General features: G+C 66.8%; 7 protein-coding genes. 2 read left to right on the top strand and 5 right to left on the bottom strand.

The window, feature by feature from the left end; translation table 11 throughout:
* The first annotated feature begins 79 nt into the window (after nt 1–79).
* Both INN71_RS08745 and INN71_RS08740 read left to right on the top strand, forming a co-directional pair.
* Nucleotides 80–2,974, top strand: coding sequence for a PD-(D/E)XK nuclease family protein (locus tag INN71_RS08745; RefSeq protein ID WP_301800088.1), 2,895 nt, complete (start codon nt 80–82; stop codon nt 2,972–2,974).
* On the top strand, nt 2,967–6,215 hold the full coding sequence (locus INN71_RS08740; RefSeq protein WP_301800087.1) for an exodeoxyribonuclease V subunit beta: 3,249 nt from the start codon (nt 2,967–2,969) through the stop codon (nt 6,213–6,215). Before INN71_RS08745 ends, INN71_RS08740 begins: the two co-directional genes overlap by 8 nt.
* 276 nt (nt 6,216–6,491) lie before the next feature.
* Here INN71_RS08740 and INN71_RS08735 read toward each other — a convergent pair whose 3' ends face one another.
* The 5 genes from INN71_RS08735 to INN71_RS08715 are packed head-to-tail and all read right to left on the bottom strand — an operon-like array spanning nt 6,492 to nt 17,496.
* Nucleotides 6,492–8,621, bottom strand: a complete 2,130-nt coding sequence (locus tag INN71_RS08735) for a sigma factor-like helix-turn-helix DNA-binding protein (protein ID WP_301800086.1) — start codon at nt 8,619–8,621, stop codon at nt 6,492–6,494.
* Nucleotides 8,618–11,614, bottom strand: coding sequence for a Z1 domain-containing protein (locus INN71_RS08730; protein ID WP_301800085.1), 2,997 nt, complete (start codon nt 11,612–11,614; stop codon nt 8,618–8,620). The genes INN71_RS08735 and INN71_RS08730 overlap by 4 nt, the downstream gene beginning before the upstream one ends.
* Nucleotides 11,611–12,600, bottom strand: a complete 990-nt coding sequence (locus tag INN71_RS08725) for a PD-(D/E)XK motif protein (RefSeq protein WP_301800084.1) — start codon at nt 12,598–12,600, stop codon at nt 11,611–11,613. Before INN71_RS08725 ends, INN71_RS08730 begins: the two co-directional genes overlap by 4 nt.
* Entirely contained in the window at nt 12,593–14,101 is a 1,509-nt protein-coding gene (locus tag INN71_RS08720; RefSeq protein ID WP_301800083.1) for an ATP-binding protein, read from the bottom strand. Before INN71_RS08720 ends, INN71_RS08725 begins: the two co-directional genes overlap by 8 nt.
* Nucleotides 14,095–17,496: a Swt1 family HEPN domain-containing protein gene (locus INN71_RS08715; protein ID WP_301800082.1), complete on the bottom strand. Its 3,402-nt coding sequence runs from the start codon at nt 17,494–17,496 to the stop codon at nt 14,095–14,097. Before INN71_RS08715 ends, INN71_RS08720 begins: the two co-directional genes overlap by 7 nt.
* Between the last annotated feature and the right edge of the window lie 3 nt (nt 17,497–17,499).

Below are 17,499 nucleotides of genomic sequence, written 5' to 3'. Positions count from 1 at the left end.
TCGAGCACCGTAACGGCCTTTCCCTCCACGGAGAGCCGAAGGGCCCGCGAAGTGCTGCGGCCGCCGCTACGTTGAGCTGGTGACGCCAGCCCACCCCTCACCGGTGCAGTCGGCCCTCGAGCGCCTGGCGAACGCGGTGGACGACCTGAAGGCCGGTGACCCGCTGAGGCCGGTCACCGTCCTCGCCCCGTCCACCCCGGCCGCCGTCACCGCTCGTCGACACCTGGCCTCTCATGGCGGTGTGGCGGCCGTGAACGTGACCGCCCTGGCGCGTTACGCCGACCTCCTGGCCGCGCCGCTGCTCGCCCCGCAGCGCCCCGCCACGCGAGCCGTCGTCGCGTCGGCGTGGCGGCAGGCGCTCGGACGAGAGCCGGGGCCTTTCGCCGAGGTCGCCGACCACCCCTCGACCGTCGCGGCCCTCACCCGGGCCTACCGGGACCTGCGCGACCTGGACGCCGCGGCGCTCGACCTCGTCAGCACGCTGGCCCTGCCGGCGCCGGACCTGGTGCGCCTGCAGCGCGAGGTCGAGGCCACCTTGAGCTCGTCCTGGTACGACGAGGTCGACCTGCTCTGGGCCGCGGCCGACGCTGCGGACGCGGGGAACGAGCCCGTGATTGTCTACCTCTCGGGTCGGTTCACGCCGAGCGAACACCGGTTCCTCGAGGCGCTCCAGACGGCCCGCACGGTGGTCACCGTCGACGTGGAACACCCCGCACCCCGCGCCACCCGCGTCATCCACGCGTCGGATGCCGACGACGAGGTGCGCGCGGTCGTGCGGGACCTCATGACGAACCTCGAGCAGGGCAGGACGGCCGTAGTCCTCTACGCCGACCCCCGGCCCTACACCCGGCTCCTCGCCGAGCAGCTGACGTCCGCCGGCATCGCGTACAACGGGCCGGGCGCCCGCCCGGTGGCCGAGCGAGCCGTCGTACGCACCTTCCTGGGGCTCCTCGACCTGGCTCGTGCCGACCTCCCGCGGGCCGCACTGTTCGACGCCCTCGGCGGCGCGGCGGTGCGTGATCTCGACGGCGAGCTCGTCCCGACCGCTCGGTGGGAGCGCCACTCGCGCGCGGCCGGCGTCGTCCGCGGCGACCACTGGGACCAGCGGCTGCGCACCTGGATCGACGACGAGGCCCCCGAGTGGGAGAAGGAGTCGGGTCACCGGCTCCACGCCTTCGCCGGTGAGCTGCGCCGCCAGCTCTCACAGACCCACGGCACCTGGGCCGACATGATCGACTGGGCCCTTGGCCTGTACGCCGCGCTGCTGGTCGACCAGGACCGGCTCCGGCGGTTGCCCCCCGAGGAGCAGCACGCGCACACGACGCTGCAGCTCTCTCTCCGCGGTCTCGTCGTGCTCGACGACACGACGACGCCACCCTCCGTCGGCGCGCTGCACGAGCTGCTGTCGGTGGACCTCGAGGCGTCGATCCCCCGCGTGGGGCGGTTCGGCGACGGTGTGTACGTCGGCCCGATCGCGACCGGCGCGGGTCTGTCGGCCGACGTCACCTACGTCCTCGGCCTCAGCGAGGACCTCTACCCCGGAACCCCCCGGGAGGACGTCCTCCTGCCCGACCGGATCAGGGCCCGCCTGGACGGCGCGCTCCCGAGCCTGCGCGACCGCATCGACGACAAGCGCCGAGCGCTCGACGCTGCCTTCTCAACGGCACCCGAGGTCGTCGCCACCTTCCCCCGCGGCGACCTGCGCCAGACCAAGGGGCGGCTGCCGAGCCGGTGGCTCCTGCCCACCTTGCGCCACCTGGCGGGCGATCCGGAGCTCTCCGCCACGCAGTGGGAGACCGCGACGTACGCCGAGCACGTCTGGGCAGTCGGGTCGTTCGCGGGCGAGCTGCTGACGTCCGGGCGTCTCGCGACCGAGCAGGAGTGGCGCATTCGCGCGGCGGTCGCCGGCGTCCTCACGGACGTCGTCGTCGAGAGCGCCGGCGAGGTCCTGAGGGCGCGCGACGGCTCCGACTTCACCCGCTTCGACGGCAACCTGGCTGGGCTCGACGGGCTCAGCGACCTCCGGCTGGGCGAGGAGGCGATCTCCCCGACCGCGCTGGAGAAGTACGCCGCCTGCCCTCACTCCTACTTCGTCGAGCGCATGCTCGGCGTGCGTCCCGTCGAGAACCCCGAGGACGTCGTCACGATCCCGGCGGCCGAGCTCGGCACCTTCATCCACACCTGCATGGACGAGCTCACCAAGCGGGGCGGGCTGCCCAGCTCTGGGGAGCCGTGGACCGCAGAGCACCAGCTGGCGCTCCGCGAGATCGCCGAACGGAACGCGGCCGCCCTCGAGCAACGAGGGGTCACCGGTCATCAACGGCTCTGGGCGGTCGAGAAGGAGCGGGTGCTCATCACCCTCGCCGCCATGCTGGACGAGGACTCCGCGTGGCGCGCCGGGAACGCCTCCGCCGTCACGGCCGCCGAGCTCGAGTTCGGACTGAACGGCAAGCCACCGATCGAGATCGCGGTGCCGGGCGGGACCATCCTGATGCGCGGGAGCGCGGACAAGATCGACGTCGCCGCCGGTCGGATCTACGTCACCGACATCAAGTCCGGCCGCAGGAGCGGGTACAGCTCCATCAAGCAGGCCGACCCCGCGCCGTACGGGAGCAAGCTCCAGCTGCCGGCGTACGCCTACGCCGCACTCGCGGTCCTCGACCTCGACCTGCCTGTGACGGCCGGGTACTGGTTCGTCCACAAGGACACCGGCCGGGTCGACCTGGAGTTCGACGACGACGTCCGGGACCACTACGGCCGGGTGCTCGCCGTTCTCGCTGCCGGCATCGCGGGCGGCCTGTACCCCGCCCGCCCCCCGACGGGCGACGACTTCGCCTTCACCCAGTGCGCGTTCTGCAACCCCGACGGCGTCGGGTACGCCGGTCGCCGCCGCGAGTGGACGTCCAAGGCCGCCCACCCCGACCTGGCGACCCTCGTGTCCCTCATCGTCGACAACGAGGTTCCCCATGACTGAGCCCGCGGACATCGCGGCGCGCAGGCGGATCCGCGAGCAGACCGACCGGACGCTGTTCGTCAGCGCCGGCGCCGGGTCGGGGAAGACCACCTCGCTCGTCGGACGGGTGGCGCACCTCGTGCTCGTGGACGGCGTGCCGATGCCGGTCATCGCCACCGTGACGTTCACGATCAAGGCGGCCGCGGAGCTGCGGGACCGGTTGCGCTCCGAGTTCGAGAAGGCCGCGCACGGCGCCGGGGACGTCGTACGACGGGAGCGTGCCCAGCGCGCGCTCGACGAGCTGGACCTGGCCGCCATCGGCACGCTGCACTCGTTCGCGCAGCGGATCCTGTCCGCCCACCCGATCGAGGCGCAGCTGCCCCCGGCGGTCGAGGTGCTCGACGAGGTGGCGTCCTCCATCGCCTTCGAGGAGCGTTGGTCCCGCATCCAGCAGCAACTGCTGGACGACGACGCGGTCTCCGAGGCGCTCATCCTCGGGATGGCGGCCGGGGTCACCCTGCGGCAGGTGCGGCAGCTGGTGCGGCTGCTCGGGTCGGACTGGGACCGGATCGACACCCACGTCCTCACCCACCCGCCCGCGCCCGTGTCGGTTCCCGACCTCGCTCTCGTCCACGACGGGATGACCCAGCTGGCGTCGCTGAAGTCCAGGTGCACGAACCCCGGTGACAAGCTCTGCGGCAAGATCGGCGCGCTCGCGGCACTGGTCGAGGAGGTCGCTGCGGCCCCGTCGGTGCGGCACCTGCTGGAGGCGATCCCGGCCGTCGAGACGTTCACGATGGGGAACACCGGTCGCAAGGCCGACTGGTCCGGCGAGGACCCGAAGGCGATCCGCGCCGAGGTGAGGGCCGTGCAGGAGAAGGTCGTCGCCCTGCGCGCCGCCGTCGTCGGGCAGTGCCTGCGCCACCTCGCTCACTGGGCGGGCGGTCGCGTCCTGGCCGAGGCGCAGGAACGACGGCGCAGCGGGCAGTTGGAGTTCCACGACCTCCTCGTGCTCGCCCGCGACCTCCTCGTCCGGTCGGAGGACACCCGCGCGGCCCTCCACGAGCGCTATCGGCGGCTGCTGCTCGACGAGTTCCAGGACACCGATCCGATCCAGATCGAACTCGCCGTCCGCATCGCGGGCGGGCGCGACGCTCGCCAGGAGCGGTGGGAGGACGTCGCCGTGCCCGAGGGCCGTCTTTTCGTCGTCGGCGACGCGAAGCAGTCGATCTACCGGTTCCGTCGCGCCAGCATCAAGACCTACCTCGACGCGCAGGCCGCGATCGGCACCAGCACGACCCTGTCGACCAACTTTCGCTCGGACCCGGCCGTCATCGAGTGGGTCAACGCTGTCTTCGGCCAGCTGATCACGTACGAGAAGGACGGACAGCCGCCGTACGAGCCCCTGGTCGCCCACCGGCCCGTCGATCCCAGCCTGCACGGGCCGCCCGTCGCGATCCTCGGCGCGGAGCCGAACCCGAAGGTCGACGCGGAAGCCCTCCGGCGCTTCGAAGCCGCGGACGTCGCCGGGATGATCACGACCATCCTCGACGAGGGCTGGACCGTCTTCGACGACACCACGGAGGCGTGGCGCCCGGCGCGGCCTGCCGACATCGCCATCCTCATCCCGTCGCGCACCTCGATGCCGATGCTGGAGGACGCGCTCGACGACGCCGGCGTCCACTTCCGGGCGGAGTCGATGTCGCTGGTCTACGAGGCGCCCGAGGTGCGCGACCTGCTCATCACCGCCCGCGCGATCGCCGACCCGTCAGACGCGCTCGCGCTCGTTGCGGCGCTTCGGTCTCCCCTCTTCGCGTGCGGCGACGACGACCTGTGGCGCTGGAAGCACTCCGGCGCCCGCATCGACCTGTTCGCGAGGACGACGGACGATGCCCTGGCCGACGGTCCTGTCGGCCGGGCCCTCGCGTACCTGACCGCGCTGCACCGAGCCGCCCGGTGGCTCACTCCCAGCGAGGTCCTGAGCCGGATCGTCGACGACCGGCGGGCGCTCGAGATCGGCGTCCACCTCCCGCGCACCCGCGACTCGTGGCGCCGGCTGCGCTTCGTCGTCGACCAGGCCCGGGCCTGGACGGAGGTTTCCCACGGAGGGCTCCGCTCGTACTTGAGCTGGGTGGCCCACCAGGCGCAGGACAAGGCCCGCGTGTCCGAAGCCGTCCTCCCGGAGCAGGACATCGACGCGGTGCGGGTGATGACGGTCCACGCCGCCAAGGGCCTGGAGTTCCCCATCGTGATCCTCAGTGGCATGTCGACGCAGCCGCGGCGCGAGTACGGCGTTCGCCTGCTGTGGGACGAGACCGGCTACGCGGTCAGCCTCCGCAAGGACCTACGAGACCCCAGCTTCGAGGGGATGGCCGCCATCGACGAGCAGATGAGCGACCTCGAGCGCACCCGGCTGCTGTACGTCGCCGCCACCCGCGCACGCGACCACCTCGTCGTGTCGCTGCACCGCATCCCGCGCAACAACCCCGAGCAACTCACTCCGGCGGAGCTGATCGACAGCGTGGGCGGCTCCACCGTCGGCGACCCCTTGCTGTTCACGGTGGACGCGGACGCCCGCCCGCGGACGCCGGCCGCCGAGTCGGCGGCCCCTCCTCCCGCTCGGGACGAGTGGCTCAGCGGCATCAGGACCGCTCAGGCGAACAGCCGGCGGGCTGGCGCTCTGACGGCCTCGGGTCTGGAAGGCACCGAGCCCGAGGTCGTGATGGCCGAGGCCGGCGAGGCGGGCGCCGCCAAGGGTCCTCGTGACCTCGAGCTACCGCCGTGGACGAAGGGGCGCTACGGCTCCGCTGTCGGGCGCGCCGTCCACGGGGTGTTGCAGGTGGTCGACCTGGCGACGGGCGCCGGGCTCCGTGACGCCGTACGGGCACAGGTCGTCGCCGAGGCCATCGTCGACCACGCGGACGTCGTGACCCGGCTCGTCAAGGCGGCACTGGCAAGCGACCTGGTGAGGCGGGCTGCGGGCCGGGAGCACTGGCGGGAGGTGTACGTCGGCGCTCCGCGGGCGGACGGCACGCTGGTTGAGGGCATCATCGACCTGCTCTACCGCGAGGACGACGGGTCGCTCGTGGTGGTCGACTACAAGACCGACGTCGTCACGAGCGCGACGCTGGATGCGAAAACCGTTTTCTACCGCTCGCAGCTTCTGGCCTACCGGGAGATGCTTTCGGCGAGCGTGGGCGGAGCGATCGAGACGCGGTTGCTGTTCCTGCACCTGACGGGGTCCGTGGAAGCGTCCTTGTGAGAACGGAGCGCAACACGGCGCAGCGGGGGTGAAGTGGGTGTCCCCTGACGGTGTCAGGGGACCGGCTCAGGAGCGATAAGTCCCGCAGTTGGCGCGATCATTAGACGGACGCCACTATGAAACGACTGCGGGCAGCGCTTGCCCAGCGCCGACAAATTTTGACTAGCAAACTACGCGAGGCGGGCCCCGTTCGAGTACCGATGGCGCCGCTCGCCTCGCCTCGATATCGGCTCCTGGCGTCCATGACCGCAGGTCAGCGGCTCGGCCTGATAGACATCATCCGGGGCTGATGTCCAAAATCAGATCGTGAATCTGCTGCTCCCTGCGCGACTCATAACCCCGCGCAATGGAAACGATGTCCGCATCGGGCGCAAATTTGATGGCCGAACCCAACGCTGTGATCGCCGCCGAAACGCCGAGCGACATGTCAGCGCCAACGAGCCTCAGCGCCTGAGCCATCTCGTCGACTGGCGCGTCAGGGAGCCTCTCGATGTCGAACGAACCATCGGCCCGGAAGACGAGGAAGATCTCGTCACCGATCCCGAGACCCATGTCCTCCAGGAAGCGCTTGATGCTGCCGAACGATGGCTGGTGAGTCCTGTACGAGAACCTCTGCGGGCCAAGCCGGGACGGCAACTCGGCGTACTCCCCTGGCGCCATTCGAAGGATGGTTGACAATGCAGTCGACGCGGGCCAGCCGCTCCCGCGAAGGTGGTCGAAAGTCACTGTGGTGCGATAGAGCCAGTCGTCGCCCCGCCGGTAGTACCGCTGAACCTTGGCTGGATTCTTGCCAGCTCCAGCCAGCTGGCCCGTGTCATGGCGGACGACGCCGTTCGTGACCTGGAACGGTGGGCTGCCGGCATAGACCGAAACCGAGTCCGCCGACACCCCGAACCGCTCCACCAGGGATTGGACCACCGAGGCGAGCGGCAACTCACCTTCGGCTTGTTCGAGCAGCTTCGCGATCTCACCACGGATGTTCGTGTAGCCCTCCATGCCCCATTCAGCGAGAGCGAAGTGCTCGCGGTCCACCTTGGTGAAGGTCTGATCGGTGCTGAGTTGGTTTCTAAGGCTCCCGGGAGCGCCCCGGCCGATCCGCTTGTGCAGCTCCTCAAAGGTGAGCGGCGCGCCTTCGATCGAGAGGATGGCGGCCGCCATGTCGTTGAGCGATGCCGTTTTGAGAAGAACGAACTCGCCCCGCACCTCGTAACTCAAGTAGGTGAGCCAATCCTTGAGCCACGGCAATGCGCCAGCCTCATCGCCGGAGAGAGTGACGTCAGCGAGCCTGACGACGCCGTAGGCATCCGCCAGTTCGTCCAGGAAGACGCTCGTGTCTCGGCGCGCCGCCTCGAAGCTCGGCTCGGCACACCACCCGTCAGCGATCTCGTACGCGTCGTCCAGAACGTCGATGACTCGCCAAGCCGGCTGGCCGACCGTCACGACTTCCACTGCTAACGCCGGCACCTCAGCGAGCAACTCATGGAGCGGACGAACGCCCCGGATCTGCGTTCGAACCATGCTGGCGACCCGCCCTGCCGATGTGTCGCCAGTGACCAAGTCGTTGAGCTTGGCTCGAGCCTTGACTTCGAGCTGTCGCACACGCTCGCGGGTAACGCCGAACTCTTGGCCCAGCTCCCCGAGCGTCATCGGCTGCCAGGCGAACAGGCGCTTCGCAAGTATTGCTAGATACCGGTCGTCAAGCCCATACAGAGCGCCGTCGAGCTCGTCAGCCACATTGGCCGCCTTACTAGGAAGAACGTCGTCTGCACTCAAGCTCAGGAGTCGTTTGCGGGCTCGAATAACCGCTTGGGGCGCGCCAATCGGCAGCTCGGATAGAACGCCTCGATCGTGGAGCCCGAGGCTATGGTTCCACTCCGCGAGCGTCTCCAGATCCAGCATCAGGTTGCCGAGCCATTGGCTCGGGGGTTCGACCGGATCGAGCCTGGTAGCAGAGGGTTCCTCATTGCGAACTGCGGCCTGGGGCTGCGAAGAGGCGACTCTGACCAGTTCCCGCAGGACGGCCGTCACGGTACCCACACCTGCGTTGCGGAACTCGAACAGCGCCTCCACAGACAACTCCGCCAGGTCAACACCCCTGTGCATATGGGCTCGCTGCAGCACATTCTTCGCCCGTACGGGCAGATCAAGTCTCGCCAGCTCCACATCGCTGGCAAGGCCCGGGAAGACGTCACCGATCGGCCAATGCCCAAGTTTGTCGATCGCGAGCGAGACGATGTTCTCGACGACTGACGTGCGGGACGCAGCATCGCTGTCGTCGATCGCCCAATCCCACCAGGTGCCCTGCGCCCAGACTTGATCTGCTGCCTCACTGGGAATCCACGGGAAGGCCTCCGCCCACGTGCGTGTATGGAGTTCGGAGTCGGCATCCGTCATGCGGCCGCTCACCCTGCCTTCTGGGCAGCAACCTCGACGGCGACCTCGTCCGCCTTAGCTGGGATCACAACCCCGTACTGGATGTGGTCGCGCTTGCTCTGCACCGACTTGTCAGGCACGCGGAGCGAGATGAGCCCGACGACTTCGTCACGAGTCACGGGCTCGGCCTCGGACGTCTCGTCGCGGTCGGCTACGAGGGAAACCACCAGCACGCCGCGAGTGTCGCTCTTGCCGAGGCCGGGCAGCGACTCGCCTGACGGCACCGCGCCCGCGGCGAGGATGTTGCGCTTGTTCTCACCGGTGAAGTCGATTCGAGGATCCTTCCGACGACCGCGCTTGAAGACAGGGGCGGGCACGGGCAACTCATCGAACTCCAACTCACGGCCGGGCGTCGCCCGTTGCGGCCAGATGATTGCCCAGTCCTTGATACGGCCCCTGTCGGTTGCCGTTCTGATGAACGCCCTGATGGGATCGATTACGCTCAGGAAGTTCGGGTGCCAGGTGTGCTTGTCCAACAAGTCGAGGAATTCGGCTGCACCGATCAGGCCGACGCGAGCGTGCTGGTATCGGGTCGTGCCGGAATCGTCGTACTCAAGCTTCTCTAGCGTGCCGGCGAGCTGAAGCAGCGGGAGGACCACGTTGTCGAGGTTCGACTGGTGCTGCGCCGCGACGACTGCGCGGTCCTTCGCGGGCACCTCCGATGCACGTGGCGGAAGTGACGACAACTGGTGGAATGCACCGACGGACGCTCGCGCCTTCACGACCGCGTTGAACATCTTGTTGCGCGCCGTCGGCTTCAGCCAGGGCAGGTGTTGGCTGACGAGCGGCGGAATCTGACGGGGCTCGACGAGCGGCTTTCCGTCCTCGTCGAAGCCGGCGTACTTCCCGAGCTCGTCTCGGAATGCTTCCTCGTCGAGGAGTAGCGCTTCGAATGCCTCATACAGGTCGACCTTGTGGTCGCGCCGGATGTAGAGGCGAACCAGGTCGCGATAGCCCTCACGGAATCCGAACCATCGACCCGCTTGCATGAGCGTGTCGGCCTGGCCGGCCTTCCGGCGGAAGTAGGAGATGGTGAGCCCCTCGACGGTGAAGCCACGGCTGAGCTTCGCGCCACCGATGAGGATGCGCCATACGCGGCCCTTGTCGAAGTCGAGTGCCTCCTGCTGGGCTTGGGCTTGCTTGTCAGAGTTGACGATCAGCACAGGGTCCGCACCCCCACTCGTCATTTCGGCGATGGCCTCAGGGATGTAGGGCTTCAGCTCGTTGAATGACGCGGGCACGGGCTCACCGCCTGCTCGAGCTGCCATCACGGCTGTGTAGTCGTCGTCGAAGAGCTTCCGAAGCCTCGTGAGTCCCTCATCTGAGGTGAACTTGCCGGTGTTCCACAAGCCGCGGACGATGGATGCAGAGTCGACGTGCAAGGCGTTGCGAACATCCTCGTGGACCAACATGGTGTGGTGCCGGAACGTGCTGCCAGTCTTCGCCTCGCGGTACTTCTTGATGGCACCGCTGAGCACCCACGCGTCGAGCGCCACGCGCAACTCGTCCTTGTGCAGTGCCGGATCTACGTCGGGGTCGCCAGACACTGCGCGCACATAGGCGAGCTCGTTCGACGTCCCGACATCCTTGGGAGCGCTCTCCCAGTCCGGATCGATGTCGTGGAACTCCTGTACGCCCATGTACTCCGGAGGCCGCGGAAGGGAGAGCACGAAGTCAGACGGGAAGAGATCGACCTTGTCGGTCTCGTCGGGATCAATGAACACATTCGCGAACGGGGTAGCCGTGTAGCCGACGTACTGGGCCCGCGGAACGATCTCCATGATCTCGGTGATGAGCTTGTTAATGATCGTGCGGTCCTTGGACTTCTTCGGGTCCTTGGTGTTGACCGATGCGACATCGGACTCGTCGTCAATGATCAGGGCCGGCAACTCGTTGAGCATGGCCTGCATCGGCTTGAGATCCTTGATGAGCTTCTTCAATGGCGCCGAGTTCTTCTTGATGATCACGACGTAGGCGTCTGTGTGGAAAAGGTTCTCCTCAGCGTTCAGCGGCTTCGACTTGTCGTGGCGCTCATACCGGAGCTGGGACATCCCCTGCGGCAGGCTCTTGTAGTCGCCCTTGTGGGTGGTCACGCGACGAATGCGAGCGACTCCCGGCTGGTTGAGGGCCTCCTGGCTATGCCGCACGAACTTGTCCGCCAGCCAGTCCTCGTCCTGCTGGTAGTCGAGCCCCTTGGCAACTTCGGGGTCGTTCGGATCCTGACCTGCGAGGACGTTCTCGACTCCCATGAGCTCCATGTCGATGCGGCGCTGTGTCTGCGCCCGCAGAATCTCGATGGTTCCGGTCATGACGATGACCAGCCGATAGCCGGCATCTATTGCCTTGGCGATGACGCCGGTGAAGTTGGCCGTCTTTCCACTCTGTACGTAGCCGACGACCAGGCCCTTGGTGCGCTTGATGTCGGACCGGGTCGGGTCAGTCAGGCGCTCGACGACCGCGTCGGTGCTCTGGTCGATGGTCGCGATCGAACCCGCAGGCCACTTCTTCTCCTGGGCGAGGTACTTCTCGTAGTGGTCCCAGTACATGGTGCTGCGCTGGTGACGAACCTTCTCGTACCAAGGCTCGAACTCCCTGGAGATGACAATGGCACCCTCGACGTGGACGGGAATGCTCTCCCGGAGCACCCCTTCTGCCTCGTCGCTCAAACCGAGGTTCTTGACCACCGCGATTCGCCGCGCGATGGTGCCCGAACCGGTCTCCTGCCCGTCGGCGCCCGCCAGCTTGAGATCGTTGCTTGCGTCCCACTTCGCGAGGGCGAGGCGGAGTTGGATCATGCCGGGGTCATTCGGCGGCGCCCCCTGCACGAACGCCACCAAGTCGTCTTCTGACACCGGCTGGCCGGCGAAGCCACCCAGCATGGGCAGCACGGGAATAGGCGCCTGCTCCGCGAGGCCCTGAAGCAGGTTCTTCAGAGGCAAGGACAGGTTGGGAGCGGCGTCGCTCATTCGGCAATCTCCTGGGCTTCGACAAGACCGGCAAGCGCGCCGGGCAACGAGTGGTTCTGGAAGTGGGTGACGTCCACTCTGTAGGAGAGGTCCGACACAACCCTGATGTTCGGGACGACTGGAGCGAGTCGGTCGAGAGTCAATGCGGGGAAGCGGTCGTCGACGTCGTAGGCCCTGAATTCGCTGCGCTTGGCCCAGAACGTGGAGTAGAGCTCGGCGTCGTCGTCCCGCCAGCCAACGGCCTCGAGAGCTTCATCAACCTTCGGTCGGTGGCCGCCCGACTTCGCACGGATCTGGGACACCAGCTGCGATAGCGTGCGACCGCCTTCGATGTTGCTGCGCGTCAGCTGAATCGAGACCAGGCTGAGCGGTACGCCGCGCAGCGGAACGAGTTGGGTGAAGCCGTGCATCATGTGGCGACGCTGCTCCCCGGACGTCGTCTTGATCTCCAGGTGAACCTCGCCGAAGACGAAGTCGTGCTCCTCCGACAGGGGCCCTTGCCAGGATGCCACCGCCGGGCCGGCACCGATCTTGTTGATCAGGTACTCAAGGACGAGGAGTTCGCCGAAGAGCCCGACTTCCTTGTCGGGGCTCAAACCGGCCTTGCCTGCAAACATCCCTCGGTGTCTCTGGATTGCCGAAGCCACCGCAACCGCGAGCGGCTCGCCGCCGATCTGGAGCTCGTCGGCGATGCTCGTCAACAGTCCGTAGGCGCCGTGGAGGTTGTCATCGACCGCGACAGTCAGTTCAGCCATGTCCCCCTCGTCGGAGGCCACCGGCTTGAAGGTGATGTTGCGCCACTTGGCCACATCGGGCTCCGGCGGCGTGAACGGTGTGGTGAGCGTGATCGCATCATTCGCCGGGTGAATGTCGAGGGTGCAGGAAGGCGTGCCGCTGATGGGAAGCACGACCGGGTTGCCGGCTGCCCAGAAGGCATCGACGTTCGCAAGCGAGTAGTGACGGGCGTCGTTGAGGGTCTCACTCATAACGCATCTCCTCTTCGGCCTCGACGGCTGCACCGAGGATGGCGCGCCACAGGGCAATGTTGTCCTTGTCCTTGGGACCTAGGTTGGTGCCCTCGAAGATCTTGTGCGTCAGCAGGAACATCAACGCCTTGAGCAACGGTGCGTCGTTCAGGCTGCTGCCTTGGGGAGCAAACAGCCAGCGGTAGCGCTGGTTGAGGAGCACGGTGCTGTTGCCGAAGTCGATGTCGAAGAACTCGCCTTCCGGCATGCGAGTCCAGCGGATCTCCAGCGAGTCGGACTTGATCAGACCGAGCTCGGCCTCGATCTGCTTCCGGACTACGGGTGCGAAGCCGCGGTCGGGTGTGATGACGGGGTGACGCTTCATCGTCCGCTTGTTGGCGGTCTTGTACGTGTCTTCGGCGTCTTGGAGGTACTGGTCGAAGGACGTTCCGTCCGCTGCCGATGCACGAGCGAGCGCATCCTTGAAGTTGGCCTCGATCCGAAGTCCAGACTTCTCCGGGTTCATCGTCAGGAGACTGCCGATGGCAGACGCGTCATCGATGACGACGCGAGCTAGTTGGCGTTGCACTGTGTGGTTGGCTGCGGCAGACCAGCCACCCACTTGCAGGAGGCGGTCGTTCCTGTAGATGTAGAAGCCTTGGAACTTCTCGCCGGACTTCCCCTGGATCCGGTAACCCGGGATGTCGGTCTTCGCGGGCCAGATGTGACATTCGAGCTTCACTTCGTGGCCGCCAGCCGAGGCGACGATCGTCTTGGGGTATCCGGGACGACCCGATGTGGCGTAGCCGAAGGGGTCGATCGCCTTGACTGGCGTACCAATGGCCTCATCGGCGAACTCGACCTCGTCGACAAGGACGTCGATGACGATGAACTTCTTCGCGATCAGACGATGGAACGTCACGCCGAGGTGCTGTCGCACCGCGAGCTCGGTCTTGGACAGCCACTCGCGTGCCTCGGTGGCATTGCGGCCGTGGTAGGTGCTGCGGAGTCCTGACCAGACGACTGTCGTTCCCCAAGCGACGTCGATCTGCTTCTGTCGCTGTTCCTGGATCTCGGTGGCGGCGTCTGCGGACAGGACCTCGCATGAGAAGTCCTTGGAGAAGTTGGCGCGCTTGATCCGCCTTCCAACGGGAACGGCGCCGTATCGGCTCGACCAGACGGTCAATACGTCGCTGTGTCCGAAAGACGCTGACTTCAGGCCAACTCCGAAGTGACCGAGGTCGGTGTCGCCGTACTCTCGCTGGTGTCCCAGCGTCATCGCCTGATCGGCAGCTGCCGAATCCATGCCCCTGCCGTTGTCGACGACCTCGACCTGGACCAACCGCTCATCCTGCGTCAACAACCGGACCGAGATCCGGGTCGCTTCAGCGTCGATGCAGTTGTCGACGAGATCGGCGATCGCCGACTCGAAGGTGTGGTGCGACCCGAGGCTCTTGACGAGGCCGGCGTCAGGCTTGAGCTGGATGGTGTCGACGACCTCGACATCGTTCGGACCTACCATTCGACGTCCTCGAACTCACTGACGTCGAAGCCGAGAACGCGACTGTTCTCCTTCACCGTACGTACAACGTTCTCGCCGAAGCCGTTGGAATTTTCCGCACGGACATCGAGGACGATCTCGACGTTCTCGGCGCCTTCAGCTGCCGCGATGTGGCGCAGGACCTCTTCGATCGCCTGCTTGACGCTCTCGCCCATGGCGTCGGGCTTCGCAGTGTCGACCTCGAAGCGCGCACGGTAGCGGCCGTTCTTGACGGATTGGAGTGTCGGTCTCGTGGTCGTCGTCTTGGGCGGCTTGGTGGTGGGCTCGTCGTCTCCGTCACCGTCCGTGTCGGCGGCCTTCTTCGCCTTGACGGCCTCTGCGGCCGCCTCCTCGCGCTGGCGCTGGGCCTGAGCAGCGTGCGGCGCCACGAGGTAGGTGTCATCACCGACCCGCCCGAAGGCATCTTCATTCGGGATTGCCAGCCCTGCGAACTCGCCGGAGTCCGGGTCGTAGCCGGCCGCCAGGGCGAATCCGGTCTGAACCCAGGAGATGTCGGTCATCACGTCAGCGATGGCTTCGGTGAGGACTCCCTTGTCCCGCAGCCGCGGCAGGTATGGGTGCTTCGTGTAGTAGTCCCACAGGTCGCCGACACGGACGGGGCCCTTGTTCCAGACGCGGTGAAGCTTGGAGTCGAGGTCGTAGCGAACCGTCGACGCGGCAATCTGGACGCGGAAGATGTCTTCACGCACGAGCTTCTTGCCGGTGCGGACGGCGAGCCGTGACTCATCGCCGTCCGCCTTCACCACGCCGATGACGAAGGGCTCGTCGTCGGCGCGATTGCGCGGGTGCAGCGCCCAGATCCAACTGGTCGCGATTCGCTGGTCGACGATCTTGTTGGTCTCATCGACCTTCGAGGTCGCGAGTGCCACACGCTGCTGGGTCAGGTCAAGCCGGTCCTTGTCGCGAACGACGCTGCGCCAAGCGAGGTGCTGCCGGACCGCCGACTCGAGCTCCGCATACCGCTGTTCGTCGGGGGCGAGAAACACGAGCGTGTTGCGTCGCTCGCGATTGCCACTCCCCCGCGACTTGACGACCTCGTGAGCGAACTTGATCGCGGCGGAGTCCGTGTCCTTGTTCTTGTGCTGGTACTTGGGGTGCGTCAGTACGAGGCGGACCGATTCGGCCTCAGGCACATCCGAGGAGTCGTCGGGAGCAACGATGGTCGATGCGATGTCTGCGCCGGCGTTGCCCCCCGCCTGCTTCAGCCTGGTGACGACCTCCGCCCAAATGTCCTCGTCGTGCAGGTTGGCCGCTCGCTCGTTCACCGTGCGGTTGAGCGACGGCTGCAGGTCGTACCAGAAGCGGTCGCCCTCTGAGAACAGGTACGACGCGCGGTCGCTGAGCATCTGCAGCGACGACCCGAAGTTGCCGACCGTATCGCCCGGCATGGCGACGCCGAGGAAGATGTGCTTGCGCTCAACTCCCTTGTGGGCGCTCTGCAAGGTCGCGGCTGAGCCGAGGAACGTTGCGCGAGCGATGCGGCGGGTCAGTCCGCGATCGCCGAACAGGGGACGTTCCTTGTCGATCTGGAACGGCAGACTGTCGGTCCCGTCGACATCCGCATCGATCACCGACTTCCAGTGAACGTCCACGTACTGCGTGAGCTCACCGACAACGGATGGAGCAGAGACCGGCACCGAGCCAGGCATTATCAGCGCGGAGTCGTCGCCCGAGGCGTAGAGGTCGTGAACGACTGCGCTCATGAGCCGCAGGACGCCGCGGGTTCGCTGGAATCGCTCGAGAGTCGACCAGTCCTCGTAGAGCCGCGCGAAGAGCTCGGGGTGGATCGGGTACGCGGACTTGATGCGAGTCTCGTACGACGCCTCGGTGGTGTCGCGCGGAAACTCGCCCATGTGGTCGCGGTAGAACGTGACGAACTTGCGGGCGGTAGCGTTGATGGCGCGCAACGCTGCCGCGTCTGGCTGTTCAAATAGCCTGCGACGAACGATCTCGAACGACTCCTGCGCCGAGGCCGGATGCCATTGGTGTGCGACACGGCCAACCACGTGCTCGAGTCGCTTGAGCGCCGCCTTTCCGTGTTCGCCGCCCGTCTCGAGGTCGGAGGCGAGCGGGCCACCCGCGTCGCCGTCCTCGCGACGAACGTCGCTAGCGGGGATCGACACGAGCAGAAGTGCGCCTGGTGTTGCCGCGACGGCTTCGGTGAGGGCCTGAGCGAACGTGAACTGGGTCTCGAAGGTGCCGCCCGGGAGGGCTTCCTCGCTCAACTGGCGGGCGTAGGCCACCCACTCGTCGATGAGGATGACGCATGGCGAGTACTTCGCCAGGAGCTCGCGGAGGAGATCTCCAGGGCTCGTGCTGTTCGCGTCGGAGTCGGCGAGCATGTCGTACGCCTCGCGGCCGCCGAGCTGGCGAGCGATTTCTCCCCACAGCGTCCGGACCTGCATGCCTTCGCCGCGGTCTCGGGCCTGACCTGCGGCGATCTCGTTGCCCACGACTGCCACGCGGCCGATGGAGCGGGCATCGTCCGCGAGCCCGGCCGAGTGGAGGATCTCCTGGACCTCCTGCGGCAAGGACGCGGCCGGCACGCCGGAGAACAGATGCCAAACGGCCAGCATCGAGTGGGTCTTGCCGCCACCGAACGTGGTCTGAAGGTTGATGACAGGCGAGCCCGAGCCACCGGCAATGCGCGTGGCCGCTTGCGTAAGCAGATCCTTGAGCCCGTCCGTCAGGAAGGTACGACGGAAGAACTCGACCGGATCCGCGTACTCCTGTGACGTTGTGCCGGTCTCGTGTGCGACCGAGTGGAGGTTAGCTGCGAACTCCGACTCCTTGAACCGCCCGGATAGGACGTCGGGGTGGGGCTGAAGGACCTCGCGCCATGGAGTGAGCTCAACGTCACCCAAGCCGCCGATGACGAGGCTCTCCCGCACATCCTTACGAGTCTCTGACTCGATCTGGGTGCGCTGCAGGTCGACGCGATCCGCCTTGATCTTGTCCGCGGCCATGGGCTGGCCAGCAGCTCGGAGCAGTCGCTCCATGGTGTCGAGGGCGCGGTAGGTGTCGTCGAAGTTGAACGGGCTCTGGTGCGCGGACTTGTTGCGGATCTCTCGCAGCTCGCCAGCCAGGTTCTGCTCGGCGCGCGAAAGAGCGTCGCTGAAGGGAAATCCCAGGTCGCCAATCCGCTCGGTCATGACGCGCAGTTGGCACTGCAGGTCGTTAGCCGAGTACTGCATGTCCCCGCGCGGGTTGCCGCGCGACTCGTCAAGCACCTTCAGAATGGTCGGCCACGTCATGCCCGCTGGAACATGTTGCGCCAGTGTCTTGGCCACGAACGGCTCGAGGCCCTCCGCGGTGATGTCCAGGCCACGCGCTACGCGCTCACGATTGCTCACCATGGT

The organism is Nocardioides sp. ChNu-153 (genome assembly GCF_030466625.1).
Taxonomy (GTDB): Bacteria; Actinomycetota; Actinomycetes; order Propionibacteriales; family Nocardioidaceae; genus Nocardioides.
Note: the sequence above shows the minus strand (reverse complement) of the source record. Positions and strands in the feature narration are given on the sequence as shown.